This window comes from Reyranella sp. GW821-FHT14A01, from assembly GCF_058803965.1.
This window is the reverse complement of record NZ_JBXAPM010000002.1, coordinates 267,204-292,862: the sequence shown is the minus strand read 5'-3', so window position 1 is coordinate 292,862 and position 25,659 is coordinate 267,204. Positions and strand designations below refer to the sequence as shown.

Genomic DNA, 25,659 nt, shown 5'->3' with positions numbered 1-25,659 from the left:
CTCGAAGCTTCCCACATTACCATTCTGTTGCGGGCCCATGGAGTCGTTGCGCGGCCTCTCTTCGTCGCCGGCAAGCGCGTACGACGAACTGGTCACCGGCCAGAAGTCGATCCGCTATCACTGGCAAGGCATCCTGAGCATCATCCGCTCGCTTCCGGGCGGATTGGGTGAACGGGTCGAACGCGCGCGCCGGCAGCTCGACGAATCAGGTGCCACCGTCAATCTGGTGGACGATCGGGCCGCGGCCCGTTGGACCTTCGACCCGCTGCCGATGGTCATCGCGCCCGACGAGTGGTCTCATATCGAAGCCGGCGTGATCCAGCGTGCCCGCCTGCTCGACCGCGTGCTGGCCGACGTCTACGGGCCGCAGGACCTGCTGAAGAAGCAGTTGCTGCCGCCGATGCTGGTCCACGCCAACCGGCATTTCCTGCGCCCGGCCCGGGTTAAGGACGGCGCAGCACCGCAAGCCTATCTCGGCCATTATGCCGTCGATCTCGTCCGGCTGAGCAACGGGCGCTGGCATGTGATGGCCGACCATACCGAGCTTCCCGCCGGCGTCGGCTATGCGCTGGAGATGCGGCGCGTGCTGGCGCGCAGCCTGCCCGAGGCGTTCCGGTCCATCCCGGTCCGCCATCTCCGGCCCTTCGTCGACCGCTGGCACGAATCACTGCGCTCGATGGCGCCGGCCTCGGTGGCGCAGCCCAACATGGCGGTGCTGACGCCGGGCCTGCTGTCGGCGAGCTATTTCGAGCATGTCTATCTTTCGCGCGTACTGGGTGTCCCGCTCGTCGAGGGCGGCGACCTGGTGGCGCGCGACGGCCAGGTGTCGATCAAGACATTGGCCGGCCTGCGGCCCGTGGATGTCCTGCTGCGGCGCCTCGACAGTTCGTTTGCCGACCCTCTCGAAATGCGCGCCGATTCGGCGCTCGGCGTCACGGGCCTGGTCGAGGCCACGCGCAGCGGCGCGATCTCGCTCGCCAACGCGCTGGGATCCGGCGTCGTCGAGACGCCGGCGATCATGCCGTTCCTCGAACAGCTGAGCCAGCACCTGCTGAGCGAGACGCTCCAGCTGCCGTCGCTCGATGTCTGGTGGCTGGGCGAGCCCTCGGCGCTGAGCTTCGCCCTGGCCAATCTCGACCTCATGATCGTGCGCCCCTGCCTCGGCCAGGACCGCGAGCCCATCGTCGTCGGCATGCTGGAAGCGGCGGAACGCAAGGCGCTGGTCGAGCGCATCCGCGCCAATCCCGGCCAGTTCGTCGCGCAGTATCCGATGACGCCGTCGCTCACGCCCAAATGGGATGGCAAGGCGCTCGTGCCGTCCGCCGTGGTGCTGCGCGTCTTCGTGGTGGCCGATCACGACACCTATCATGTGCTGCCGGGCGGCCTCGCGCGCGAGCCCGACGGCGACACCGCGCTGCGCTCGCTGTCCCGCCTGCACGGCACGCTGAAGGACGTGTGGGTGCTGGCCGAGGACGCGGCCGACGTCCAGCTGCCCACGACCCGGCGCTTCCACCAGCTCAGCGTCGAGCGCGGCACCGCGGACCTGCAGAGCCGCGTCGCCGACAATCTCTTCTGGCTCGGCCGCTACATCGAGCGCCTCGACAACGATGCGCGGCTCCTGCGCACGACGGCGTCACGCGTGGCGCAGGGCGCGGTCGGCCCGCGCGACGCGATCGAACTCCGGCTGCTCGGCCGGCTGCTCGACCAGGCCAACCTCATGGACCACAGCTCGGCCCTGGCGCCGCCCGAGAGCGGGCTGTTCCAGCAGGGCCTGGCAGCCGTTGCTGCCGACGATCGCGGCCTGGCCACCGTGCTCGACGGCATCCAGCGGCTCACCGCCACCATGCGCGACCGCTTCTCGATCGACATGACCACCGCCGCCGGGCCGGAGATGATCGAGGTGCGCAAGCGCCTGCTGGCGGCCCGCGGCAACCTCGACCGCCTGCTCGCCGCCCTCGACGAGATCGTGCGCTTCGTCGCCACGCTGTCGGGCCTCGCACAGGAGAACATGACGCGCGGCACGGGATGGCGTTTCCTCGACCTCGGCCGCCGCCTCGAACGCGCGCTGCACGTGCTGAACGGCGCGCTCGGTCCCTTCATGGTCTCGCCGATCGACTGGGACGCCGCGATGCGGCTCGCGCTCGAACTGTGCGACAGCACGATCACCTACCGCACCCGCTATCTCGGCCAGCTCCAGCCCGCGCCGGTGCTGGACCTCGTCATGCTCGACGACGCCAATCCACGCGGCCTGGTGTTCCAGTTGCGCGCCATCAAGGCCCATCTTGACTACCTTGCCCACTCGTCGGGTTACCGGGTTGCCCCGCTGCCGGAGTCGCTGGAGCAGGATCTCGAGACCGTCGTGCGCCAGTTCGGCGGCGACGAGCAGGCGTGGCGCCACGAAGGACTGGCGTTGGCGATGTTGCGCGACGTCGCCTCCGACACCGAGCAGCAGCTGGACAAGCTTTCGGAGGCGATCACGCGCGCCTATTTCTCGCATGTGCCGGCCGCCCAGGCCGTCGGCTCCCCGGGTGGAGACTGAGCGTGCACTACCTGCTCTCGCATCGCACGACCTACAGCTACGCCAGCACGGTGGATTCAGCGCACCACATCGCGCATCTGCGTGCCCGCAGTTTCCCGGGGCAGGACGTCAGCTCGATCAGCATCGTCACCAGCCCGCTGCCGGCGCTTTCCGTGCAGCATGTCGACCATTTCGGCAACCTCATCGACATCTATCGGATCGACAAGCCGCATACGCGCTTCGACATCGAGGTAAGGGCCGAGGTCGACGTGCGCTTCCCCGAGCCGCCACCGGCCGCTTCGACGCCCCCGTGGGAGGACATCCGCGCCTCGCTTCTCGGCGACGGATTTCCCAAGCCGGTCGAGGCCAGTGAGTTCATCCATGAGTCGCCGCTGGTGCCGAGCGTCGAGGCGCTGCGGGCTTACGGCGCGAAGTCCTTCACGGCGGGACGGCCGATCCTCGAAGCGGCGCGCGAGCTCACCTCGCGCATCAAGGCCGATTTCGAGTATCATCCCGGCGCCACCGATATCTCGACACCGCTTGCAGATGTCTTCGCCGGCAAGGCCGGCGTCTGCCAGGACTTCGCCCATGTCGAGATCGCGGCGCTGCGCGCCCACGGCCTCGCGGCGGCCTATGTCTCGGGCTACATCCGCACGATCAATTCCAAGGACGACATCGCGCTGCGCGGCGCCGATGCGAGCCACGCCTGGGTGGCGGTCTGGTGCGGCGAGGCCGCCGGCTGGGTCCATCTCGACCCGACCAACGACCTGGTCGCGCACGAGGATCATGTCGCCGTGGCCTGGGGCCGCGACTTCTCCGACGTGAGCCCGCTGCGCGGCGTCATCCTGGGCGGCGACTCCCATTCCTACGGAGTCGCCGTGACGTTGATCCCGACGGGCTGAGCTTCGCTCAGCCCAAAAAATCCTTCGTCCAGCGCGTGTAGTCGGCGTCGCGCGTGACCTTCTTCATCAGTTCCGCGCTGGCCACGCCCTGCAGCTTCGAGGGCTGCGTGCCCTCACGCAGTGCCTTCAGCGTCTCGTAGGTCGCCTTGACCGCCGCGGCGAAAGGCTGGTGTCCCTGCAGGGCTATGCGGACGCGGCGTGCGCTGAGATAGGCGAGGTCGGTGAGGTCGCCTGACACGCCACCCAGGATGATCGGCAGTGTCGTCGCTTCGGAGATCGCATCGAGCTCGGCGCGGGTGCGCACGCCCACGAAGAACAGCGCATCGACGCCGGCCGCTTCATAGGCCTTGCCGCGCGCAATCGCATCGTCGAGGCCGGTGATCATCACGGCGCTGGTGCGACCGGCGATGCAAAGGTCCGGATCCTGCCGGCCGCCCAGCGCGGCCTTCATCTTGCCGACGCCCTCGTCGATCGAGATCAGGCGCGGCGCGGTGGTGCCGTAGGGGGTCGGCAGCTCGGTGTCCTCGAGGCTGAGGCCGCAGACGCCCGCGGTCTCCAGCTCCTCGACGGTGCGGCGCGCGTTCAGTGCATTGCCATAGCCATGATCGGCATCGACCATGAGCGGCAGGTTGCCCGCCCGGTTGATGCGATAGGCCTGGCCCGCGAACTCGCTCAGGGTCAGCACGATCAGGTCGGGTGCGCCCAGCACCGTCAGGGAGGCGACGGAGCCGGCGAACATGCCGATCTCGAAGCCCAGATCCTCGGCGATGCGCGCGGAGATCGGATCGAACACCGAGCCCGGATGGATACAGCGGTCGCCCGCGAGCAGCGCGCGGAAACGTTTCCGGCGATCGGTCCAGTGCATGACGAATCTCCCCCTCTGGTCCTCTACTCCTTAGCAAAGGTGGGGGCAGTCATGCAGCGATGCATTTCGACGGGCAAACACGGCGGCGGTCGCAGCCTTGCAGTTGCGGTAACCCGGGGCGTAGCGTGACGGGCAGGGACGCGCTGAAAAGTGCGCGACAGGCGCCCCAAAACAAAAGCGCACAGGGGAAATGCCATGTTCGACGTTCTCGACCGGCAGACCAAGCTGACCGGCAACCAGAAGAAGATCATCGCTGCAGCAGTGATCGGCGATGCCCTCGAATTTTTCGATTACTTTCTCATCGGCTTCGTTCTCGCCTTCCTGATCGGGCCCTGGAAACTCACCTTCGGACAGTCTGCAATCGTGTTGCTGTCGTCGGGCGTCGGCGCCATCCTCGGTGCCTATATCTGGGGCTGGCTCGCCGACCGCATCGGCCGCCGCAAGGTGTTCATCGGCACCGTGCTGAACTTCTCGATCGCCACCGGCCTGCTCTATTTCACGCCGGAGAATGGCTGGATCTACATCACCATCATGCGCTTCTTCGTGGGCTTCGGCGTCGGTGGCCTCTACTGCGTCGACCTTCCGCTGGTCCAGGAGTTCGTGCCCGCCCGCAAGCGCGGCTGGGTCGGCGGCCTCGTCACCTGCGTGATCCCCCTCGGCGTCGGCCTCGGCGCCGTGCTGGGCGCCTTCATGGGCGCCGACCAGTGGCGCCTGCTGTTCGCCATCGGCGTGCTGCCGTCGCTCCTGGTCCTGCTGGTGCGCCTGTGGGTGCCTGAGTCGCCGGTCTGGCTGGTCCGCCAGGGCCGCTACGAGGAAGCCCGCAAGTCGCTGGCCTGGGCGCTTCAGATGAAGCCCGAGGAACTGCCGCTGCCGAAGGCGCCTCCGGTCGAGCCGCCCAAGGTCAGCTGGTTCGACCTCTTCAAGTATCCGCGCAGCCTGCTCGTCTCCTGGCTCGGCAATGCCGGTGCCCAGACCGGCGTCTACGGCGTCACCCTGTGGGCGCCCTCGCTGTTCGTGCTGCTTCTGAAGGTGACGCCGCAGGAAGCCGCCAAGATGATGATCCTGCTCACGGTCATGGGCTTCCTCGGCCGCCTCTCCTTCGCTTACCTGTCCGACACGATCGGACGGCGGGCCGGCGGCGGGCTGATCGGGCTGGGTGCCGGCGTGCTCATCATCCTGGCGGGCTACAACTACAATGCCACGATCATGGGCATGTCGGCCCTGTGGCTGATCCTGGCGCTGGCCTTCTTCTTCGCCGATGGCGGCTTCGCGATCGTCGGGCCCTATGCGGCGGAAGTCTGGCCCTCGCATCTCAGGACCACCGGCATGGGCTCCGCCTACGGCTTCGGCGGCATCGGCAAGATCATCGGGCCGCTCGGCCTGGCGCTGATCGTCGGCTCGAACAACTACCTGAAGCCCGACGTTCCGCTGCCGCAGATTCCGATCGCCTTTCTCTATCTCGGCTGCTGGTTCCTGATGGCCGGGGTGGTCTATTATTTCTTCGGGCTGGAAACCAAGGGCAAGTCGATCGAGCAGATCGACAGGGAGCTGGCGACGGCCTGATGCCAACAAACGTTCGAAGAGGATGGTCTTGGATACGCTGATCCCGTCTGCCGCCGATCTTGCGGGCGACCCGGCCGTGATCTCCCGTGCCGAGGCGGTCCGGCCGGCTGTCGAGGCCGCTTCGAACGAGATCGAGGAGACGCGCCGGCTCCCACCGGCGCTCCTCGACAAGCTCCACGAGGCGCGGCTGTTCCGCCTGCTGCTGCCGCGCTCGTCGAACGGGATCGAGACCGATCCCATGACCTTCTTCCATGTGATCGAGACGATCGCTCGCGGCGACGCCTCGACCGCCTGGTGCCTGAGCCAGGCCGGCGGCTGCGCCATGTCGGCGGCCTATCTCGACCTCCCGGTCGCCCGCGCGATCTTCGGCGACGATCCGCGCGCCGTGCTGGCCTGGGGCCCCGGCCCTCGGGTCAAGGCGGTCGAGTGTGAAGGTGGATACAAGGTGACCGGCGTCTGGGCCTTCGCCTCGGGCGGCCGCCATGCGACCTGGCTCGGCGCCCATTGCCCGATCTTCAAGGCCGACGGTTCACCGCGCCTCGACGCCAACGGCGTGCAGCAGGAGCGCACCATGCTGGTGCGTACCGGCGACGTTCAGTGGACGGACATCTGGAACACGGTCGGCCTGCGCGGCACCGCCAGCGACCAGTTTGCCCTCACCGATTTCTTCGTGCGCGCCGACCATTCGATCACGCGCGAATTCGAGCTTGAGTGCCGCGAGCAGGGCCCGCTCTACCGGATGGGCGCCGGCACCTGCTACCAGGTGGGCTTTGCGGGCGTGGCCTGCGGCATCGCCCGCGGCGCACTCGATTGCTTCGTCGACGTCGCCCGCAACAAGGTGCCGCGCGGGATGAAGAGCCCGCTGCGCGACAATGCGGTAGTGCAATCCAACCTCGCGCAGGCCGAGGTCAATCTCCGGTCGGCGCGCGCCTTCGTGCTGCAGTCGATGGCCGGGATCTGGAAGGACCTCTCGGCCGGCAACACGATCACCGTCGAGCAGCGCATCACCGTCCGCATGGCCGCGACCAACGCCATCCACAAGGCCAAGGACGCCGTCGACTTCGCCTACAATGCAGCGGGCGCCACGGCGATCTTCGAGAACCATCCGCTGGAACGCCGCTTCCGCGACATCCATACCGTGACCCAGCAACTGCAGGGCCGGCTTTCGCATTTCGAGACCGTCGGCGCCTGGATGATGGGCGCCGACACCGACCTAACGTTCGTCTGACTTCAACACCGGAGACCGATATGCCGCTTGGCCCCCTTCAGCACTACACGATCGAGCCGTCCAACCTCGAAGCCACCAAGGACTTCTATTGCGATGTCCTGGGTCTCGAGAACGGCGACCGTCCGCCGCTCGGCTTCCCGGGCTACTGGCTCTATTCCGGCGGCGTCGCCACCGTGCACCTGCTGGGCGAGCGCAAGCCGCGCGAGGGCATCGTGGTGCGCGGTACGGAGAAGAAGTTCGACGATACCGGCCGCTTCGACCATATCGCCTTCGCTGCCAGCGACCTCAGCGGCGTGCGCAAGCGGCTGCAGTCGAAGAACGTGACGTTCCGCGAGCAGGTGGTGCCGCGCACCGGCGCCTCGCAGATATTCCTCTACGATCCCGATGGCGTCGGCGTGGAGCTGAACTTCCCGGCCGAGGAGACCCAGGCGGAAGCCAGGGCCTAGTGCTCCTCTCCTTCGAGATCGAGAAAGTCGAGCCCCTCGCCGACGGTACTCCGTTCGGCGAGGCCGGCGCCTATGAGCGCGTCATCGCGGTCGCCAAAGGCGAAGTCGATCCGACGCTGCCCGCCAACAGCGGCATCGCCCTGATCGACAAGGCGCCGCGCAATGCCGCCGGCAAGGTCGAGTACGCAACCAACGTCTTCATCCTGCGGCCGAAGGACTCTTCACGCGGCAACGGACGCATCCTCTACGAAGTGAACAATCGCGGCCGCAAGATGCTGTTCGGCAACATCGCCGACGGCCCGCAGGGCGTGAACGACCCCAAGACGCTCGCCGATCTCGGCAACGCCTTCCCCCTGCGCCTCGGCTATACGATCGTGTGGTCGGGCTGGGATCCCGATGCTCCGCGCGCCAACATGGGCCTCGCCCTGACGGCACCGGTCGCGACAAACAACGGCCAGCCGATCGTGCAGACGGTTCGCGAGGAGTGGGTATCGGGCACGCGTGTCGGCGTGCTGGAAACCTTCAAGCTCTCGCATGAAGCGGCCACACTCGAACAGCCGCGAGCCCGTCTTACCGTGCGCGAGCGCGCTGACGACGAGCCGCGAGAACTGCCGCTGAACCAGTGGTCCTTCGTCGACGCCCGCTCGATCAAGCTGCGCGATAGCACCAAGGCCCAGCCAGGCTTCCTCTACGAATTCCACTACGAGGCGACGAACCCCAAGGTCCAGGGGCTGGGCTTCGCCGCGACGCGCGACGTGGTGAGCTGGCTGCGTCATTCGCCCGAGGCGGTGAAGGCCACGGGCCGCCCCATGACGCATGCGCTGGCCATCGGCTTCTCGCAAGCCGGACGTTATTTGCGCAATCACATCTCGGAAGGCTTCAACCGCGACGAACAGGGACGCCGCGTATTCGACGGCATCCATAGCCACATCGCAGGCGTCGGCCGCGTCTTCTACAACACGCCCTTCGCCCAGCCGGCGCGCACCAACACGCAGCACGAGGATCACGGCTTCCCGGAGAACGAGTTCCCGTTCTCGACGGCGACGCTCTCCGATCCGCTGACGGGCAAGAGCGGCACGTTGTTCCGTGGCGACGGTGCCGATCCGCTGCTGATCGAAACCAACACCTCGACCGAATACTGGCAGAAGGGAGCGTCCCTCCTGCATACCGATCCGCTCGGCACCAAGGACGTGACCCTGCCGGAGAACTCGCGCGTCTACATGGTCGCGGGCACCCAGCATGGCGGCCGCGCCGGCGCGACGACGGACCCCGGTCCCAACCTCAATCCGCGCAACCCGCACAATCCGATGCCGGCGATCCGCGCCCTGCTGGTCGCGCTCGATGAATGGGTGGTGTCGGGCAAGGCGCCGCCGCCCAGCCGCGTCCCGACACTCGCCGCCGGCACCCTGGTCGCGCCGGACAAGACCGGCTTCCCGGCCGTGCCCGGCGCCGCGATCGTGCGGACGACGAACGTCGTGTCGCCGCCGGGCGACTGGGTGAAGCCTGTCGCTTCCGACAAGACCTATCGTACCCTGGTGAGCAAGGTCGACGCCGACGGCAACGAGGCGGCGGGCATCCGCCTCCCCGACATCGCCGTGCCGCTGGCCACCTACACCGGCTGGAACGAATACAAGCCGCCCTATCCCGCGGGTGAGATCGCCGACCGCGATGGCAGCTGCCTGCCGCTGCCGATCGACAAGGCCGCCCGCGAAGCCTCGGGCGATCCGCGTGTGTCGATTGCCGAGCGCTACAAGGACGGCGCCGACTACGTGGCCAAGGTCCAGGCGGTGGTCACGCAACTGATGGCCGACCGGCTGCTGCTGGCCGAGGACGCCGAACACTATCTCGACCGTGCGCGCAAAGAACCGCGCGTCGCGCCTTAACGAAACACAGCCTCAAGGGAGATCAGGATGGGCAAGAGAATCGCAGTCGTCGGCGTGGGTGCATTGGGCGGTTATGTCGGCGGGTACCTCGCGCATGCGGGCCACGACGTCACGCTGATCGACTTCTGGCCGGAGAATATCGAGATTATCCGCAAGCGCGGCCTCGAGCTCGACGGCGTGACGCCGGAAGAAAAGTTCACCGTGACCAAGGCCAAGACCATGCATCTCACCGAGATGCAGGACCTGTCGCGCCAGAAGCCGATCGACATCGCCTTCGTGTCGATGAAGTCCTACGACACCGAATGGGCGACGGCGCTGATCAAGCAGTACCTGGCGCCGGACGGATACATCGTGTCGCTGCAGAACTGCCTGAACGAGGAGCGCATCGCCGGCATCGTCGGCTGGGGCAAGACCGTCGGCATGGTCGCGTCGCTGATCTCGGTCGACATGTTCGAGGCCGGCAAGATCCGCCGCACCGTCTCCAAGGGCGGCGACAAGCACACCGTGTTCCGCGTCGGCGAGGTCCACGGGCGCATCACCAAGCGCGTGGAAGAGCTGCGCGAGATGGTCGGCATGATCGACAGCGCCAAGACCACGACCAACCTGTGGGGCGAGCGCTGGTCGAAGCTCTGCCAGAACGGCATGAAGAACGGCGTCTCGGCTGCGACGGGCATGACCGGCATCGACTGCGACCGCAACGACGCGGTCCGTCGCTTCTCGATCAAGCTGGGCGGCGAGGCGGTGCGCGTCGGCCAGGCGCTGGGCTACCACATCGAGAAGATCGGCAAGTTCGAGCCCGAACTGCTGGCCCGCGCGTCGGAGGACGACAAGGCGGCCCTCGACGAAGTCGAGGCGATCCTGCGCCCGGGCTCCAACACCAACCCGAACCCGCGCGCCGACATCCAGCGTCCCTCGATGGCGCAGGACATCCTCAAGGGCCGCCGTACCGAGATCGAGTTCATGAACGGCTACATCGCCGAGCGCGGCAACTTCATCGGCGTGAAAGCGCCGACCCACGCCAAGCTCACCGAGATCGTGAAGAAGGTCGAGCGCAAGGAACTGCAGCCCTCGGCCGCCCTGCTGGGTGGGTGATTTTTCTACATAAGGCGGGGCAGACAGCTAAATCTGCTCCGCCGCCCGGATAAATTCAGCAATTTCCTCTGTGTAATTGAGGGAACCGCGCGGCCATATATCCGGCCCGCACGGCGAGACTCGGCCCAGATACTGCATGGCTCCTCCTGTGCCTCTCATGGCGAAGGGGGTTTCCGTGTTTCACGTCAAATATCAGCGTTTCCTGGCCGGCGCGTTCGCGTCCCTGGCCTCCATTGCGGTCCTGACGGGCAGCGCGACCGCACAGACGGCAGTCACCAAGGGCGGGACGCTGATCTATCTGGAGCAGCAGCCGCACACGAACCTCTACCCGCCGGCCGGCGGCTTCTATCCCAACGGCGGCGTGCTCAACCAGATCACCGACAAGCTCACCTACCAGAACCCGAAGACGCTCGAGATCGAGCCGTGGATCGCCGAGAGCTGGACGGTCAACGCCGACGCCACGGAATACACGTTCAAGATCCGGCCGGGCGTCACCTTCTCCGACGGCTCGCCGCTCGATGCCGCCGCCGTCGCCAGGAACTTCGACACCTACGGCCTCGGCAACAAGGAGCTGAAGCAGCCGGTCTCCGAGGTCATCACCAACTACAAGGGCAGCGAGGTCGTCGACCCGCTGACCGTGAAATTCTTCTTCACCAAGCCGTCGGTCGGCTTCCTGCAGGGCACGTCGGTGATCGGCTCGGGCCTGGTCTCGCTGAAGACGCTGGCCCTGCCGTTCGATGCACTGGGCGACGCCACCAAGATCATCGGCTCGGGCCCGTTTGTCGTCAAAAGCGAGGTGCTGGGCCGCGAGCTCGTGATGGAGGCGCGCAAAGACTACAAGTGGGGTCCCACCAAGCTCGCCCACCAGGGCCGCGCCAACCTCGACGGCATCAAGTACGTCGTGACGCCCGAGGACAGCGTGCGCATCGGCGCGCTGCTGGCGGGCCAGGCCAACGTCATCCGCCAGGTCCAGGCCTATGACGAGAAGCAGGTCCAGTCCAAGGGCTACATCATCTATGCCGCCCCGACCCGCGGCGTGAACAACACGGTCGTGTTCCGGCCCGACAATCCCCTGGTCTCCGACATCCGCGTGCGCAAGGCGCTGCTGCACGCCACCAACGCCAAGGAGATCGTGGCGACGCTCTTCTCCGCCAACTACCCGCAGGCCAAGTCGATCATCGCCTCGACCGCCCAGGGCTATGTCGACCAGTCGGCCAAGCTCGCCTACGACCCGGCCCTCGCTGCCAAGCTGCTCGACGAGGCCGGCTGGACGATCGGCCCGAAGGGCCTGCGCCAGAAGGACGGCAAGGAGCTGGTGCTCTCGGCCTACGAATCGCCGCCGCAGCCGCAGAACAAGGAAACCCTGCAGCTCGTGGCCCAGCAATGGGCCAAGGTCGGCGTGAAGCTGAACGTGCTGGCGGGCGATGCCGGCAGCCGCGTCGCCGACAGTCTCGACCCGGCCAAGACGCCGGTCGCACCGGCCATGGTCGGCCGCGCCGATCCCGACGTGATCCGCAGCCAGTACTATCCGACGACTCGCAACGTGCTGCTCCAGAAGGGCGGCGTCAGCAACAAGGTCCAGAACTTCGTCGACGAGAAGCTGAACGGCCTGCTCGAGGAGATCGCGGCCGCCACCGATCCGGTGAAGCGCATCGCCCTGGTGGGCGAGGTGCAGGCCTATGTGATCGACCAGGGCTATACGATCCCGATCTTCGAGGAACCGCAGGCCTTCGCCGCTTCGCCGAAGGTCAAGGACTTCACCTTCGAGGCGGTGGGTCGTCCGAGCTTCTACACGACCTGGATCGCGAAGTAGGCGCAGGGCGGATCATGGCGCGTTATCTCCTCGGCCGGGTCGGGCAGGCGCTGGCGGTTCTGGCCCTCACCTTCACAGCGGCCTTCCTGCTGCTGCAGGTGCTGCCGGGTGACGCGATCATGATCAAGTTCATGAGTCCCGACATGGGACTCACGGCCGATCAGATCGCCGAGGTCCGCGCCTCCTACGGCGCGGACCGTCCGCTGTGGGAGCGCTACTTCACGACCGTCGGCAACTTCCTCACCGGCAATTTCGGCATGTCGATCCAGGCCGGCGTGCCAGTGAGCCAGCAGCTCGCGACCAACCTGCCGCCCACCCTGCTGCTCGCCTCGCTCGCCTTCGGGGCGGCGATGATCCTGACGATCATCCTGGCCACCGTCTCGAACATGGTCGGCATGGAATGGCTGCGCGCCGCGCTGCAGTCGCTGCCGTCGCTGTTCATCTCGGTGCCGGTCTTCTGGCTCGGAATCATGTTGATCCAGGTCTTCTCCTTCCAGCTCGGCCTCGTCTCGGTGATCAGCCCCGGCCCGGTCGAGAAGCTGGTCCTGCCCGTCCTGACGCTGGCCATCCCGATCTCGGCGCCGCTGGCGCAGATCCTGATGCGCAACATCGACCAGGTGCTGGCACAGCCCTTCGTCGCCGTCGCCCGCGCCAAGGGCGCCTCGCGCAACTGGGTCCTCTGGAAGCACGTGGCGCGTAACGCGATCATGCCGACCCTCACCATCGCGGGCGTGCTGTTCGGCGAGCTGCTGGCCGGCGCCGTCGTCACCGAGGCGGTGTTTGGCCTCAGCGGCCTGGGGGGCCTCACCTACCAGGCCGTGGGCAACCACGACACGGCCGTGCTGCAGGCCATCGTCGTGATCTCGGCGCTGGCCTTCGTCACCATCAACCTGATCGTCGACCTGCTCTATCCGGTGCTCGATCCCCGGCTCGGTTCCAAATCGGGAGCGCCGGCATGACCGCGGAAACCGCAAGCGGCGCCAGCACCGACATCCGGCCCGGTTGGACGACCCGGCTGAAGCGCGTGCCAGTCACCCTGGCGCTCGCCTGGACCGTCGTGTTCATCGTCCTGGCCTGGGCCGCCCTGCCGTCGCTCTTCACGGGCTACAGCGGTACCGAGGGCGTGCCGGGCGAGCAGCTCCGCCCGCCCAGCGCCGAACACATACTCGGCACCGACGGGCTCGGCCGCGACGTCTATGCCCGTATCGTCTATGGCGCGCAGCATTCGCTGTCGGGTGCCTTCGTCGCCGTCACGGTCGGCCTGCTGATGGGCACCTTGCTCGGCCTGATCGCCGGCGCACGCGGCGGCTGGATCGACGCGGTGATCATGCGCCTGATGGACTCCCTGCTGGCAGTGCCTTCTCTGCTGCTCTCGCTCAGCATCATCGTGCTGCTGGGCTTCGGCACCATCAACGTCGCGGTCGCGGTCGGCGCCGTCTCGGTCGCCCGCTTCGCCCGCCTCGCGCGCTCCGAGGTCGTGCGAGTCCGGCGCAGCGAATATGTCGAGGCGGCGTTCGGCAGCGGCGGCACCTTCTGGGCCGTCCTCTATCGCCACGTCCTGCCCAACTCGCTCACCTCAGTGATCGCGCTGGCAGCCCTTCAGTTCGGCTCGGCCATCCTCGCGATCTCGACCTTGGGCTTCCTGGGCTACGGCGCGCCGCCGCCGACGCCGGAATGGGGCCTGCTGATCGCCGAAGGCCGTAACTATCTCTCGCGCGCCTGGTGGCTCACCGCCGCGCCCGGCCTCGTCGTCGTGCTGGTCGTACTGTCGGCCGACCGCATCAGCAAGGCGCTCGGCAGGACCGCACCATGACCGCGACACCTATCCTCCAGGTCGACGATCTGGCGATTGCCTACAAGACGGGCGACCGCGAGCAGCGGGTCGTGCACGGCGTCTCCTTCAGCGTCGCGCCCGGCGAGGTGGTGGCGCTGGTGGGCGAGTCAGGCTCGGGCAAGACCACGACGGCGCAGGCGACGCTAGGCCTGCTGGCCGGCAACGGCCGGGTCGAGAGCGGCATCATCCGCCTCAACGGCACCGACATCACGAAGTGGTCGCAGAAGCGATTGGACTCGATTCGCGGCGCCGTCGTCAGCCTGATCCCGCAGGATCCCGGCAGTTCGCTGAACCCGGTGCGCACCATCGGCTCGCAGCTCGCCGAGGTGCTGCAGATCCACAAGCGCGGCGACCGCAAGGCGATCCATACCCGCGTCATCGAGTTGCTGGAGCGGGTCGGCCTGACGCCGGCGGAGATGCGCGCCAAGCAGTATCCGCACGAGCTCTCGGGCGGCATGAAGCAACGCGTGCTGATCGCCATTGCCGTGGCGCTCAAGCCGGCGTTGATCGTGGCCGACGAGCCGACCAGCGCGCTCGACGTCACGGTGCAACGTCGCATCCTCGACCTGATCGACGAGCTGCGCCGCGAGAGCGGCACGGCAGTCCTGCTGGTGACGCACGATCTCGGCGTCGCCGCCGACCGCGCCGACCGGCTGGTGGTGCTGCAGCATGGCCGCATCCAGGAACAGGGCCCCGTGAAGGAGGTGCTGGCCAATCCACGCAGCGCCTATACGCGCCGCCTGCTGGCCGACGCCCCGTCGCTCGGCAAGCCGCGGCCGGTGCGACCCGGGATCGACACTCAGGACTTCGCCATCGAGGTCACGGGCCTCACGCACGATTTTCCGGTGACCGGCGGCGAAGCCAAGTCGTTCCGTGCGGTCGACAACGTGTCGTTCAAGGTCCGGCGCGGCACCACGCACGCCATCGTGGGCGAATCGGGATCGGGCAAGACGACGGCCATCCGCAGCATCGTCGGCTTCATCAAGCCCACCGCCGGGCGCATCCTGGTCGACGGAGTCGATCTCACCACGTTGAAAGGCGAGAAGCTGCGGCAGTTCCGCAAGCACATCCAGCTCGTCTACCAGAACCCCTACGGTTCGCTCGATCCGCGCCAGACCATCGCGCGCATCGTCGAGGAACCGCTGCTCAACTTCGAGCCGATTCCCGCCGCCGACCGCGCCCGCAAGGTGCGCGACATGCTGGCCCGCGTCGGCCTCTCGGAAAACTTCCTCGAGCGTCATCCGCGCGCTTTGTCGGGCGGCCAGCGCCAAAGAGTCGCGATCGCCCGCGCCCTCGTGCTCGATCCGAGGGTGCTGGTGCTGGACGAGGCGGTGTCGGCGCTCGACGTCACCGTGCAGGCGCAAATACTGTCTCTGCTCGACGAGCTGCAGAAGACGCTGGGCCTCACCTACCTGTTCGTGTCGCACGACCTCGCCGTGGTGCGGCAGATCTCCGACACGGTGTCGGTCATGCACAAAGGCAAGCAGGTCGATGGCGGCCCGATCGAGACCGTTTTCGGTCGCCCCGACAGCGCCTATACGCGCGAGCTGATCGACGCCATTCCTGGGCGCGGCCTGCCCGTCCTTGATGGGCCCGCCCTTGCCGTGTCGCCCGAACTTCCGCCAAGGTTGAGCCCATGACGACGTTTCCGATCAAGCGCCTCGGCTTCTTCACCCGCCTGCTCGACCAGGTGGACGCAGCCGAGCGCTACCGCCTCGCCACCGAGCAGATCCGGCATGCCGAGAAGTTCGGCTTCGATTCGGCGTGGATTGCCCAGCATCATTTCCACGAAGGCGAGGGCGGCCTGCCCGCTCCCTTCGTTTTCCTGGCGCATGCCGCCGCCCACACATCGCGCATCCGCCTCGGCACAGGCATCGTTACCCTGCCGCTCGAACTGCCGATCCGCGTCGCCGAGGATGCCGTCGTCACCGACCTGATGAGCGGCGGCCGCCTCGAAGTGGGCGTCGGGCCGGGAGGCAACCTGACGGCCTTCACCGCCTTCGGCCTCGAAAGCGACCAGCGTCATGTCCTGTTCGACAACAATCTCGCCACCTTGAAGACCGCCTGGTCCGGCGGCGCGCTGCAAGGCGGCGACAAGCTCTATCCGTCGAGTCCGACCCTCGTCGACCGCATTTGGCAGGCGACCTTCACCGTGTCGGGCGCCCGCCGCGCCGGACTGGCCGGCGACGGGCTGATGCTGTCGCGCACCCAGCCGCGCGCGCCGGAAGCGCCGAAGGCGTCGCTGGCGGACATCCAGAACCCAATGCTCGACGCCTATCTCGAGGCGCTGCCCAAGGGCGTGGAGCCGCGCATCCTGGCCTCACGCACCATCTTCGTGGCAGACGACCGCAAGGAGGCGATGCGCCTCGCGGAGATCGGCCTGTCGCGCATGCGCCACCGGCTGGCGGCCACCGGCAATTTCAGCTCGGGCAGCCTGGTCGGCGACCTGATCGCGGCCATGGACGTGCATATCGGCACACCCGACGAGGTGATCGCGTCGCTGCAGGGCGACTCGACACTGGCGCGTGCCACCGATCTCACGATGCAGGTCCACTCGATCGATCCGCCGCATCCCTATATCCTGCGGTCGATCGAACTGTTGGCCGAAAAGGTGGCGCCTGCGCTGGGCTGGGCGCCCGAAGTCAAAGCGGGGACGAGACAAGTCGCATGACCGATGTGATCGACAGCCTGGTGGGTATCGCGCCGGGCTCCAGGCTGGACGCAATCCGCGCCCAGCGCAGCGAGGCGCGCAAGCATGCACAGGCAAGCTACACCTCGCTCTTCGAGCCGAAAGAACTGGGCGGCGTCAGCACCGACGAGCGCCATGCCATCGCTTCTTTCGTCGCCGGCCTCCACGGCGAGCCGAAGACGAGTGCCTTCTATGCCGCCAAGCTGCCGGCCACGCTGAGCAGCGCCGTCGCGACTGAAGTCGCGGCTGCCAAGACCAAGGGCCCTTACGGTCACTTCCCCAAGGGACCGCTCTCAGTCGAGGATGCGCCGGGTCCGTCCTGGAAGGTGAGCGATGCCGGTCGCGCCGCACTGGGACCGCGTCTCACGGCCGCCTTCGAGCACACGCACATGCTGGTGTTCCATCCGCGCGATGCATCGGCGCCGTCGCTGCAGTCGCTGCTCGATGCCGGCTGGTCGACCAACGACATCGTGACGATCTCCCAGCTCGTCTCCTTCCTGTCCTACCAGATCCGGGTCGTTGCCGGCCTGGGCGTCCTCGCGAGCACGCTATGAGCACCGACAAGACCCTGACGCCGCCGCCGCACACCGAGCCGGTGGTCTTCACCCGCGACATGCTCGACTGGCTGCCCTGGCTGGAGCCGATGGCCGAAGCCGACATGACCGAGCATCACATCAAGAGCCTGGTCGACGCGGCGCGCGTGAAGTCGCCGTACTTCCGGCTGCTGGCGCGCGATCCCGACGTGCTGGAAGCCCGCACGCGGACCGACAAGGACATCTTCTACAATCCCGAGGCCGGGCTGCCGCGCGCCGAGCGCGAGCTGGCGGCGGCGGCGACGTCGCGCCTGAACGGCTGCATCTACTGCGCCTCCGTCCATGCCCGCTTCGCCGCGACCTATTCCAAGCGCGTCGACGACGTGCAGCGCCTGCTCGACGAGGGTGTCGAGGCCAAGCTCGACGAACGCTGGGAGGCGATCGTGGCCGCCTCGGTGGCGCTGACCGCCCTGCCGATGACCTTCGGCAAGGAGCATGTCGAGCGCCTGCGCGCCGTCGGCCTCGACGATGCCGCCATCGCCGACCTGATCGGCGCCGCCTCGTTCTTCAACTGGGCCAACCGCCTTATGCTCTCGCTGGGCGTGCCGGCGACGCAGCCGAAGTAAAAGAAAACGCCCGGCGGATCGCTCCACCGGGCGTTTTGGTTTCAAGCCGTCCTCAGTAAGGCAGGCCGTAGTAACCCGGGTTGCCCCACTCGCCCCAATCCCAGTCGTTGTCGACGGTCGCGTCCATCGCGCTCGGGCTGTAGGGATCGTCCTGGAAGTTGGCGCGCATCGCCGTCGTCATCATCTGCTTCGACGCTTCCTTGATGTAGGCGTTGTAGTTGTCCTGCGTGCCCATGTAGAGGCAGCCGCACATCGTCGGATCGGCATAGAGCCAGACGGTCTTGCCCTTGTAGGTCTTCCGCGTGAGCTGATGAGCCGGCAGCTTCTTGAACGAGGCTGCCTGGCCCGGCGTCTTCAGGGACACGACCTTGAAGCCGGAATCGGCCAGCATGTCCCGCTTCGATTCGGTCTTGGGATCGACGCCGTGGCAAGCCGCCACCAAGCCGCCGATCGCCGCAATGGCGAGAATGGACCGTACAGGCTTCATCACGTCCCCCAATATTGCCGTCAGGCGGCGGCCTTGAGGCCCGCCTTTGCATCCTCTTTGATCATGTCCGCGCCCTTCTCGGCAACCATGATCGTGGGGGCGTTGGTGTTGCCCGACGGCACGGTCGGCATGACCGAGGCGTCGATCACGCGCAGGCCGGCAATCCCGTGCACCCGCAGCCGGTCGTCGACCACGGCCATCGGGTCCGAGCCCATCTTGCAGGTGCCGATGACGTGATAGGTCGTCTGGCCGTTGCCGCGGGCGAAGCTCAGCCACTCGTCGTAGCTCTGCACCTTGTCGCCGGGATTGTTCTCGAAGGCGATGTACTTCGACATCGACGGATGCGAGACGATCTTGCGCGCGATCTGCATGCCCGCGACCGTCGCGTCGCGGTCGGTCTGGGCCGACAGGAAGTTGGGCCTGATGGCCGGCGCGCTGCCCGGCGTCGCCGACTTGATGTGGATCGAGCCGCGCGAATCGGGCCGGCACTGGCCGATCACCACGGTCATGCCGGGCTCGCGCTCGAGGTCGCGCTTCTGCGCCGTGTCGTAGCTGGCATGGGCCATGTGGAACTGCATGTCGGGCGATTCGAGGCCCGGCCGCGTGCGCACGAAGCCGTAGACGACGCCGGCCGTCAGCGCCAGCGCGCCGCGGCCGCTCGTGTAGTAGCGCATGACCTCCTTCACGAGGTTGAGGCCGCGCGTGCGCTCGTTCAGCGTGATCGGCAGCTTGACCCGCCAGTTCATGCGCGGCGCAAAGTGGTCGCCGTAATTCTCGCCGACCCCTTTCAGCTCGTGCTTCACCTCGATGCCGTGGCTGCGCAGCAGGTCGGGCTGGCCGATGCCGGAATGCTCCAGCACGCCCGGCGACTGCACGGCACCGCACGAGACGATGACCTCGCGCCCGCAGCGCGCCTCGCGCTTCTGGCCATGCACCGTGTAGACGACGCCGACGCAGCGCTTGCCTTCGAGGATGAGGTGATCGGCCAGCGCATCGGTCACGATCTCTAGGTTCGGGCGATGGCGAACCGGGTCGAGGAAGGCGCGCGCCGTCGACTGGCGCTTGCCGTTCTTCATCGTCACCTGGAAGTAGCCGAAGCCTTCCTGGTTGCCGTTGTTGTAGTCGGCATTCTTCGGATAGCCGCTCGCCTCGGCGGCGTCGATGAAGGCATCGCAGAGCTCGTGCGTGTCGCACATCTCAGCGACGTTCAGCGGACCGCCGCGGCCACGGCTGTCGTCGCCGCCCGGCTCGTAGTTCTCCGACTTCTTGAAGTAGGGCAGCACCTGCGAATAGGACCAGCCGCGATTGCCGAGCTGTCCCCACGTGTCGTAGTCGAGCGGCTGCCCGCGCACATAGAGCATGCCGTTGATCGAACTCGATCCGCCCAGGGTGCGGCCGCGCGGACAGGGAATGCTGCGCCCGGCCATCCCCTCCTCCGGCTCCATCTGGAAGTTCCAGTTGAACTTGTCGTGGTTCAGCAGCTTGGTGAAGCCGGCCGGGATGTCGATCCACATCGACTTGTCGCGCGGGCCGGCCTCGAGCAGCAGGACCTTGACGTTGGCGTCCTCGGTCAGCCGGTTGGCCAGCACGCAACCGGCCGAGCCGGCGCCGACGATGATGTAATCCCAATTCGCCATGACGCGTCCTCTCTCCCTTTGGAGACAGTGTAGCGCGTCTGTAACCGAGTGCGACTCCCTCTCAGGGGAGAGGCGACTATCGCGAAACGCCTATCGCAGATGGCAGGAAACGTGATGGCCCGGCGCAATTTCGCGCAGCGCAGGCACTTCGACCTTGCAGCGAGCCACCGCGTAGGGGCAGCGCGTGTGGAAGTGGCAGCCCGACGGCGGGTTCACCGGGCTCGGCACGTCGCCCTGCAGCACCAGCTTCTTGCGCTTGATGGCGGGGTCGGGCACCGGCACGGCCGACAGCAGCGCCTCGGTGTACGGGTGCTGGGCACGCGTGAAGATCGAGCGCGTGTCGGCGTACTCGACGATGCGGCCGAGATACATCACCGCGATCTGGTGGCTGATATGCTCCACCACCGCGAGGTTGTGCGAGATGAACAGGTAGGAGAGCTGGCGCTCGCGCTGCAGATCCATCAGCAGGTTGATGACCTGCGCCTGGATCGAGACGTCCAGCGCCGACACCGGCTCGTCGCCGACGATCAGCTTCGGTCCCAGCGCCAAGGCGCGGGCGATGCCGATGCGCTGGCGCTGGCCGCCCGAGAACTGGTGCGGATAGTTCTTCATCTGCGCCGGGCGCAGGCCGACGCGGGCAAACAGCGCCGAGACCTGCTCCTGACGCTCCTTGGCGTTGGCGACGCCGTGGACGAACAGCGGCTCACCCACGATGTCGCCCGCCGTCATGCGCGGGTTCAGCGACGAGAACGGATCCTGGAAGATGATCTGCATCTCCCGGCGGTACGGGCGCAGCTCGCTCTTCGAGAGACCGATGATCTCCTTGCCTTCGACCTTGATCGAGCCGGAGGTCGGCTCGACGAGGCGCAGCACGGCGCGGCCGGCCGTCGTCTTGCCGCAACCGCTCTCGCCGACCAGGCCCAGCGTCTCGCCGACGCCGATCGAGAAGGTGATCCCGTCCACGGCATAGACCTGCCCCACCGTACGGCGCAGCAGGCCCTTCTTCACCGGGAAGTGCTTCTTGAGGTCCTTGACCTCGATCACGGGGGTGTTTGCGCTAACCATTGGTGTGCCAGCAGGCGGCCCAGTGGCCGGGCTGCTTCTCCTCGTAGGAGGGCCGCTCGCGGCGGCAGAGATCGTCGGCCTTGCTGCAGCGCGGTGCGAAGGCGCAGCCGGTCGGCAGGTCGAACAGGGCCGGCACGATGCCGGGGATTTCCTGGAGGCGGCCCTGGGTGCGCACCTCCTGGCCGCGCATCAGGTCGAGGCGCGGGATCGAGGCCATCAGGCCCGTCGTGTAAGGATGCAGCGGCCGGGCGAACAGCTCGCCCACCGTCGCCTCCTCGACCTTGCGGCCGGCATACATGACGATGACCCTATGCGCCGTCTCCGCGACGACGCCGAGGTCGTGGGTGATCAGGAGCACCGCCGCCTTGAACTCGCGCTGCAGCTCGACGATCAGCTCGAGGATCTGCGCCTGAATGGTGACGTCGAGCGCCGTGGTCGGCTCGTCGGCGATCAGGACCTTCGGATTGCAGGCCAGCGCCATGGCGATCATCGCGCGCTGGCGCATGCCGCCGGAAAGCTGATGCGGATACTCCTTCGCGCGCTGGGCCGCCGCCGGAATGCGGACCAGCTCGAGCATCTCGACCGCGCGCTTCATCGCCTGCTTGCGGTCCATGTCGCGGTGCAGGATCAGCGCCTCGGAGATCTGCTTGCCGATGGTCATCACCGGATTGAGCGACGTCATCGGCTCCTGGAAGATCATCGAGATTTCGTTGCCGCGAACGCGGCGCATCTCTTCCTCGGTGATCTTCAGCAGGTCGCGACCGCCGAGCTTGATCGAGCCCGAGACGATGCGACCAGGCGGATCTGGGATCAGGCGCATCAACGAAAGCGCCGTCATCGACTTGCCGCAGCCCGATTCGCCGACGATCGCCAGCGTCTCGCCGGAATCCACAGTGAAATCGACGCCGTCGACCGCCTTGACGATGCCTTGCCGCGTATAGAACCAGGTACCGAGGTCTTCGACCTCCAAAAGAGCGCTCATCTACGCGATACTCACGTGCGTTGACGGGGGTCGAGGATGTCGCGCAGCGCATCACCCAGCAGGTTGGTGCCGAACACGGTGAGGCTGATGGCGACACCGGGGAAGATCACCAGCCACGGTGCGGTGCGGACATATTCCGCCGCCGATTCCGACAGCATGCGGCCCCAGGACGGATAGGGCTCCGGGATGCCGAGGCCAAGGAACGACAGCGAGGCTTCGGTCAGGATGGCCGAGCCGAGCTGCGCCGTGCCGAGAACGATCAGAGGCGCCAGCGTGTTGGGCAGCACATGGCGCACGGCGATACGCACTTCGCCCATGCCGACGGCGCGCGCAGCCTCCACGAACGGTTGTTCGCGCAGCGACAGGGTACTGGAGCGGACCACGCGCGCCACGCTGGGCACCAGCGGAATGGCGATCGCGATGATCGTGTTCTCGAGCGACGGCCCCAGCGAGGCCGCCATGACCAGCGCCATGACCAGGAGCGGCAGCGACTGCATGATGTCCATCAGGCGCTGCGTCGCGAGGTCGAAGGTGCCGCCGAGATAGCCCGACATCAGCCCGATCGCGACGCCCAGGACACCGCCCAGCAGAGTGGCACCGGCGCCGACGGCCAGCGAGATGCGCGCCCCGTGGACGATGCGGCTGAACATGTCCCGGCCCATGAAGTCGGCGCCCAGGAAATAGGTCGAACCGGGCTTGGCCAGCGACACCTTGGCATTGGTGGCGGTGGGATCGAACGGCGCGATGTAGTTCGCGAACAGCGCCGTGCAGATGAAGACCAGGACGATGAAGGCGCCGACCGCTCCGAGCGGATAGCGGCGCGCCATGAAACGGACCTGCCCGCCGAACGTCGTGACGTTGGCGCCGGCACGCTCGAGAGCTGCCTCGTGGTTGATGACGGCCATGCTGCCCTCAGTCCGCGAACTTGATGCGGGGGTCGAGGGCCATATAGGCCATGTCGACCAGGAAATTGACCATCACGACGACGAAGGCGATCAGCATCACGAGGTTCTGCACGATCGGGTAGTCGCGCCACAGGATGGCCTCGACGAGGAAGCGCGCCACGCCCGGGATGTTGAACACCGTCTCCGTGACGATCAGGCCACCCACGAGGAAGGCCGCCTCGATGCCGATGATCGTCACCACGGGCAGCAGCGCGTTGCGCAGCGCATGCTCGTAGTTCACCGAGGTCTGCGAGGCGCCCTTGGAGCGGGCGGTGCGGATATAGTCCTGGCGCAGCACCTCCAGCATGGAGGAGCGCGTGAGCCGCATGATCAGCGCCGAGCTGCGGAAGCCGACCGCGGCAGCGGGAATGCTGAGCAGCAGCAATTCATCGAGAATGCTTCGTGGCTCGTTGGTGTAGATCGGGATCATGCCGAACCACTGGACCGACGCCATGAGGATCAGCAGTCCCAACCAGAAGGATGGTAGCGATAGCCCGCTGAGACTTAATATTCGCAGGAAATAGTCGAAGCCGGTGTTCTGCCGCACCGCGCTGATGACGCCGAGCGGCACGCCGAGGATCACCGAGAAGAACAGGGCCAGGCCCGCGAGCTTGGCACTGATCGGGATGCGCGGCGCGATCTCCTCGATCGCCGGCCGCTCCGAGATGTAGGCAAAGCCCAGGTCGCCGCGCGTCAGGCCACCGATCCACTGCATGTACTGTTCGTGGATCGGCCGGTCGAGACCAAGCTCGCGCGCGATCTTCGCCTTCTCCTTGGGATCCGCAATGCCGGCCGAATCCACGAGGATGTCGGCGACATTGCCCGGCACGAGCCGCAGCATCACGAAGATGAGCACCGACATACCGAACAGCGTCAGAGCCATCAGCAGAAAGCGGCGGATCAGGTAAGATCCCATTGAGGTTCCCTTAGCGGCGGCGGGTTGAGGGGGTTAGCGATCGAGCCAGACGTCTTCGAAACGCCAGCCGTTGTAGATACTGTTCTGTTGCAACACGAGGCCTTTCAGCTTCGGCGACCAGCAGGTGTTGGCAACGTTGTGGTTGATCACGGGACGCGCGCCGTCCTCGGCGAGCTTCTTCTCGATCTCCCACACCAGCCTCTTACGCTTCTCGCGATCCGTCTCGGCCGACTGCTGTTCGATCAGCTTGTCGACTTCGGGATTCTTGTACGCCGTGTAATTGCGATCCGACGTCGAGTGGAAGTTCTCGAAGAAGTTGACGTCGGGATCGTCGACGCCGACGCCGGTCAGGTTCATGCCCACCGAGTAATCCTTGCGCTGGATCTTGGTGTACCAGACCGTCGTGTCGATCGGATCGAGCTCGCCGTCGATGTAGATGGCCTTGAGCTGGTCGATCAGGATGACCGCCGGATCGCGATAGATCGCGATGTTGCGGGTCGAGACCTTGATCTTGAGCGGCTTGTCCTTGGAGTAGCCGAGCTTCTCCATGATCTTGCGCGCCTCGGCGCGGTTCTTCTCGATGTCGGTGCCGAAGCCCGGCAGCGACGACAGCTGGTCGGCGGGCATGCCCCAGAAGCCGGCCGGCGGCGGCAGCATCGCCGCACCGATCAGGGCGTTGCCCTGGAACAGGATGTCGTTAAAGGGCTTTTGGTCGAGAGCCAGCACGAGGGCGCGGCGCAGTTCGGGATTGTCGAACGGCGGCGCGTCGCGGTTGATCAGGATATTGGCGTTGACGTTGGTCGGACGGGCTTCGCAGATCGCGTCGGCCTTCTGCGCCTTGACGTCCGCGAGCATCGGGAAGGTGACGTCGGAGTCGAACGTCATGTCGAACTCGCCGGCCACGAAGCCCAGCATGCGGGTGCTGCGGTTGGGCACGATCTTCCAGTCGATGGCGTCGAGGTAGGGACGGCCCTTCTTCCAGTAATCGGGATTCTTCACGAGCTTGATCGATTCGTTGCGCTTGAAGTCGGCGACCTTGAAGGGGCCCGTGCCGATCGGCTTGGAACGCATGTCGCGGCCATTCACATGGCAGGCGTAGACCGGCGAATAGCCAGCCGCCAGCATCGACAGGAACGACGGCTGCGGGTTCTTGAGCTTGAAGGTCACCTCGGTATCCGAACCGACCGTCACTTCCTCGAGGTTGGAGTACCAGACCTTGCGCGGGTTCTTGCGGATCAGGTCGGCCTTCTCGTCGCCCTTGCCGGTCAGCGCGTCCCACGTGCACTTCACGTCCTTGGCCGAGAACGGCTTGCCATCGTGCCACTTCACGCCCGAGCGGAGCTTGAAGGTGAGCTGCTTGTTGTCGGGGCTCCACGTCCAGCTCTCGGCGAGATCGGGCACGATCTTGTCGGGGCTGTTCACCTTCTCGTTGGGATCGAACAGGACGAGATTGTTGAACACCGCCATGAACGGCTGATTGACCGAGATGGTCGCTTCCTCGTGGATCGAGGCGCTCGGCGGATTGTCGCGATGGGAAATACGCAAGGTGCCGCCCGCCTTTTGGGCGAAGGCGGGCGCAGAGGCGGCAACGAAAGCAGCGAGGCTGCCGGCAATGAATGCCAAGCGTGTACGCATA

General features: G+C 66.6%; 22 protein-coding genes. 14 read left to right on the top strand and 8 right to left on the bottom strand.

Annotated features, from left to right (window positions below):
* Positions 1-37 precede the first annotated feature (37 nt).
* Positions 38-2,539: a circularly permuted type 2 ATP-grasp protein gene (locus tag AC1ROX_RS05225; RefSeq protein WP_493123105.1), complete on the top strand. Its 2,502-nt coding sequence runs from the start codon at positions 38-40 to the stop codon at positions 2,537-2,539.
* A 2-nt stretch (positions 2,540-2,541) separates the two neighbouring features.
* Complete coding sequence (locus tag AC1ROX_RS05220) at positions 2,542-3,420, top strand: transglutaminase family protein (RefSeq protein WP_493123104.1); 879 nt, start codon at positions 2,542-2,544, stop codon at positions 3,418-3,420.
* Between the two features lie 7 nt (positions 3,421-3,427).
* On the opposite strand, the gene AC1ROX_RS05215 is transcribed toward AC1ROX_RS05220, so the two are convergent.
* Positions 3,428-4,285: an isocitrate lyase/PEP mutase family protein gene (locus tag AC1ROX_RS05215; RefSeq protein ID WP_493123103.1), complete on the bottom strand. Its 858-nt coding sequence runs from the start codon at positions 4,283-4,285 to the stop codon at positions 3,428-3,430.
* A 195-nt stretch (positions 4,286-4,480) separates the two neighbouring features.
* Between AC1ROX_RS05215 and AC1ROX_RS05210 the strand changes: the two genes are divergently transcribed.
* From AC1ROX_RS05210 to AC1ROX_RS05155, 12 genes are all read left to right on the top strand, one after another.
* On the top strand, positions 4,481-5,848 hold the full coding sequence (locus tag AC1ROX_RS05210) for an MFS transporter (protein WP_493123102.1): 1,368 nt from the start codon (positions 4,481-4,483) through the stop codon (positions 5,846-5,848).
* A gap of 28 nt (positions 5,849-5,876) precedes the next feature.
* Complete coding sequence (locus AC1ROX_RS05205) at positions 5,877-7,076, top strand: acyl-CoA dehydrogenase family protein (RefSeq protein WP_493123101.1); 1,200 nt, start codon at positions 5,877-5,879, stop codon at positions 7,074-7,076.
* Positions 7,077-7,096: 20 nt separating this feature from the next.
* A complete protein-coding gene (locus tag AC1ROX_RS05200; protein ID WP_493123100.1) occupies positions 7,097-7,522 on the top strand; it encodes a VOC family protein in 426 nt (141 codons plus the stop codon).
* On the top strand, positions 7,522-9,405 hold the full coding sequence (locus AC1ROX_RS05195; protein ID WP_493123098.1) for an alpha/beta hydrolase domain-containing protein: 1,884 nt from the start codon (positions 7,522-7,524) through the stop codon (positions 9,403-9,405). Before AC1ROX_RS05200 ends, AC1ROX_RS05195 begins: the two co-directional genes overlap by 1 nt.
* A 27-nt stretch (positions 9,406-9,432) precedes the next feature.
* On the top strand, positions 9,433-10,497 hold the full coding sequence (locus tag AC1ROX_RS05190; RefSeq protein ID WP_493123097.1) for a ketopantoate reductase family protein: 1,065 nt from the start codon (positions 9,433-9,435) through the stop codon (positions 10,495-10,497).
* A gap of 157 nt (positions 10,498-10,654) precedes the next feature.
* The gene (locus AC1ROX_RS05185) at positions 10,655-12,310 is read left to right on the top strand and encodes a TIGR04028 family ABC transporter substrate-binding protein (RefSeq protein WP_493123095.1); all 1,656 of its coding nucleotides are present in this window, start codon (positions 10,655-10,657) and stop codon (positions 12,308-12,310) included.
* Positions 12,311-12,324: 14 nt separating this feature from the next.
* Entirely contained in the window at positions 12,325-13,269 is a 945-nt protein-coding gene (locus AC1ROX_RS05180; protein WP_493123093.1) for an ABC transporter permease, read from the top strand.
* The gene (locus tag AC1ROX_RS05175; RefSeq protein ID WP_493123091.1) at positions 13,266-14,123 is read left to right on the top strand and encodes an ABC transporter permease; all 858 of its coding nucleotides are present in this window, start codon (positions 13,266-13,268) and stop codon (positions 14,121-14,123) included. Before AC1ROX_RS05180 ends, AC1ROX_RS05175 begins: the two co-directional genes overlap by 4 nt.
* Entirely contained in the window at positions 14,120-15,784 is a 1,665-nt protein-coding gene (locus AC1ROX_RS05170) for a dipeptide ABC transporter ATP-binding protein (protein ID WP_493123089.1), read from the top strand. Before AC1ROX_RS05175 ends, AC1ROX_RS05170 begins: the two co-directional genes overlap by 4 nt.
* Positions 15,781-16,815: a putative FMN-dependent luciferase-like monooxygenase gene (locus AC1ROX_RS05165; RefSeq protein WP_493123087.1), complete on the top strand. Its 1,035-nt coding sequence runs from the start codon at positions 15,781-15,783 to the stop codon at positions 16,813-16,815. The genes AC1ROX_RS05170 and AC1ROX_RS05165 overlap by 4 nt, the downstream gene beginning before the upstream one ends.
* Positions 16,812-17,387 (top strand): CMD domain protein, encoded by a 576-nt coding sequence (locus tag AC1ROX_RS05160; RefSeq protein WP_493123085.1) that lies wholly within the window; start codon positions 16,812-16,814, stop codon positions 17,385-17,387. Before AC1ROX_RS05165 ends, AC1ROX_RS05160 begins: the two co-directional genes overlap by 4 nt.
* Positions 17,384-17,992, top strand: a complete 609-nt coding sequence (locus AC1ROX_RS05155; protein ID WP_493123083.1) for an alkylhydroperoxidase domain protein — start codon at positions 17,384-17,386, stop codon at positions 17,990-17,992. The genes AC1ROX_RS05160 and AC1ROX_RS05155 overlap by 4 nt, the downstream gene beginning before the upstream one ends.
* Positions 17,993-18,044: 52 nt before the next feature.
* On the opposite strand, the gene AC1ROX_RS05150 is transcribed toward AC1ROX_RS05155, so the two are convergent.
* From AC1ROX_RS05150 to AC1ROX_RS05120, 7 genes are all read right to left on the bottom strand, one after another.
* Positions 18,045-18,479: a hypothetical protein gene (locus AC1ROX_RS05150; protein WP_493123081.1), complete on the bottom strand. Its 435-nt coding sequence runs from the start codon at positions 18,477-18,479 to the stop codon at positions 18,045-18,047.
* A gap of 20 nt (positions 18,480-18,499) precedes the next feature.
* Positions 18,500-20,116 carry a GMC family oxidoreductase gene (locus AC1ROX_RS05145; protein ID WP_493123079.1) on the bottom strand — a complete coding sequence of 539 codons (1,617 nt, stop codon included), beginning with the start codon at positions 20,114-20,116 and terminating at the stop codon, positions 18,500-18,502.
* 90 nt (positions 20,117-20,206) lie between these two features.
* Positions 20,207-21,181 (bottom strand): ABC transporter ATP-binding protein, encoded by a 975-nt coding sequence (locus AC1ROX_RS05140; RefSeq protein ID WP_493123077.1) that lies wholly within the window; start codon positions 21,179-21,181, stop codon positions 20,207-20,209.
* Complete coding sequence (locus AC1ROX_RS05135) at positions 21,174-22,163, bottom strand: ABC transporter ATP-binding protein (RefSeq protein ID WP_493123075.1); 990 nt, start codon at positions 22,161-22,163, stop codon at positions 21,174-21,176. Before AC1ROX_RS05135 ends, AC1ROX_RS05140 begins: the two co-directional genes overlap by 8 nt.
* 11 nt (positions 22,164-22,174) lie before the next feature.
* Positions 22,175-23,068, bottom strand: coding sequence for an ABC transporter permease (locus tag AC1ROX_RS05130; protein WP_493123073.1), 894 nt, complete (start codon positions 23,066-23,068; stop codon positions 22,175-22,177).
* Between the two features lie 7 nt (positions 23,069-23,075).
* Positions 23,076-24,023 carry an ABC transporter permease gene (locus tag AC1ROX_RS05125; protein WP_493123072.1) on the bottom strand — a complete coding sequence of 316 codons (948 nt, stop codon included), beginning with the start codon at positions 24,021-24,023 and terminating at the stop codon, positions 23,076-23,078.
* Positions 24,024-24,056: 33 nt separating this feature from the next.
* On the bottom strand, positions 24,057-25,658 hold the full coding sequence (locus tag AC1ROX_RS05120) for an ABC transporter substrate-binding protein (protein ID WP_493123070.1): 1,602 nt from the start codon (positions 25,656-25,658) through the stop codon (positions 24,057-24,059).
* Position 25,659 lies beyond the last annotated feature (1 nt).

Excerpts from the sequence above, each read along its gene's own strand:
- AC1ROX_RS05170 (WP_493123089.1), top strand. The coding sequence starts at position 14,120 with ATGACCGCGACACCTATCCTCCAGGTCGACGATCTGGCGATTGCCTAC.
- AC1ROX_RS05180 (WP_493123093.1), top strand. The coding sequence starts at position 12,325 with ATGGCGCGTTATCTCCTCGGCCGGGTCGGGCAGGCGCTGGCGGTTCTG.
- AC1ROX_RS05155 (WP_493123083.1), top strand. The coding sequence starts at position 17,384 with ATGAGCACCGACAAGACCCTGACGCCGCCGCCGCACACCGAGCCGGTG.
- AC1ROX_RS05150 (WP_493123081.1), bottom strand. The coding sequence starts at position 18,479 with ATGAAGCCTGTACGGTCCATTCTCGCCATTGCGGCGATCGGCGGCTTG.
- AC1ROX_RS05145 (WP_493123079.1), bottom strand. The coding sequence starts at position 20,116 with ATGGCGAATTGGGATTACATCATCGTCGGCGCCGGCTCGGCCGGTTGC.
- AC1ROX_RS05160 (WP_493123085.1), top strand. The coding sequence starts at position 16,812 with ATGACCGATGTGATCGACAGCCTGGTGGGTATCGCGCCGGGCTCCAGG.
- AC1ROX_RS05135 (WP_493123075.1), bottom strand. The coding sequence starts at position 22,163 with ATGAGCGCTCTTTTGGAGGTCGAAGACCTCGGTACCTGGTTCTATACG.
- AC1ROX_RS05165 (WP_493123087.1), top strand. The coding sequence starts at position 15,781 with ATGACGACGTTTCCGATCAAGCGCCTCGGCTTCTTCACCCGCCTGCTC.
- AC1ROX_RS05200 (WP_493123100.1), top strand. The coding sequence starts at position 7,097 with ATGCCGCTTGGCCCCCTTCAGCACTACACGATCGAGCCGTCCAACCTC.
- AC1ROX_RS05175 (WP_493123091.1), top strand. The coding sequence starts at position 13,266 with ATGACCGCGGAAACCGCAAGCGGCGCCAGCACCGACATCCGGCCCGGT.
- AC1ROX_RS05120 (WP_493123070.1), bottom strand. The coding sequence starts at position 25,658 with ATGCGTACACGCTTGGCATTCATTGCCGGCAGCCTCGCTGCTTTCGTT.
- AC1ROX_RS05125 (WP_493123072.1), bottom strand. The coding sequence starts at position 24,023 with ATGGGATCTTACCTGATCCGCCGCTTTCTGCTGATGGCTCTGACGCTG.
- AC1ROX_RS05215 (WP_493123103.1), bottom strand. The coding sequence starts at position 4,285 with ATGCACTGGACCGATCGCCGGAAACGTTTCCGCGCGCTGCTCGCGGGC.
- AC1ROX_RS05185 (WP_493123095.1), top strand. The coding sequence starts at position 10,655 with ATGGCGAAGGGGGTTTCCGTGTTTCACGTCAAATATCAGCGTTTCCTG.
- AC1ROX_RS05130 (WP_493123073.1), bottom strand. The coding sequence starts at position 23,068 with ATGGCCGTCATCAACCACGAGGCAGCTCTCGAGCGTGCCGGCGCCAAC.
- AC1ROX_RS05225 (WP_493123105.1), top strand. The coding sequence starts at position 38 with ATGGAGTCGTTGCGCGGCCTCTCTTCGTCGCCGGCAAGCGCGTACGAC.
- AC1ROX_RS05210 (WP_493123102.1), top strand. The coding sequence starts at position 4,481 with ATGTTCGACGTTCTCGACCGGCAGACCAAGCTGACCGGCAACCAGAAG.
- AC1ROX_RS05140 (WP_493123077.1), bottom strand. The coding sequence starts at position 21,181 with ATGGTTAGCGCAAACACCCCCGTGATCGAGGTCAAGGACCTCAAGAAG.
- AC1ROX_RS05190 (WP_493123097.1), top strand. The coding sequence starts at position 9,433 with ATGGGCAAGAGAATCGCAGTCGTCGGCGTGGGTGCATTGGGCGGTTAT.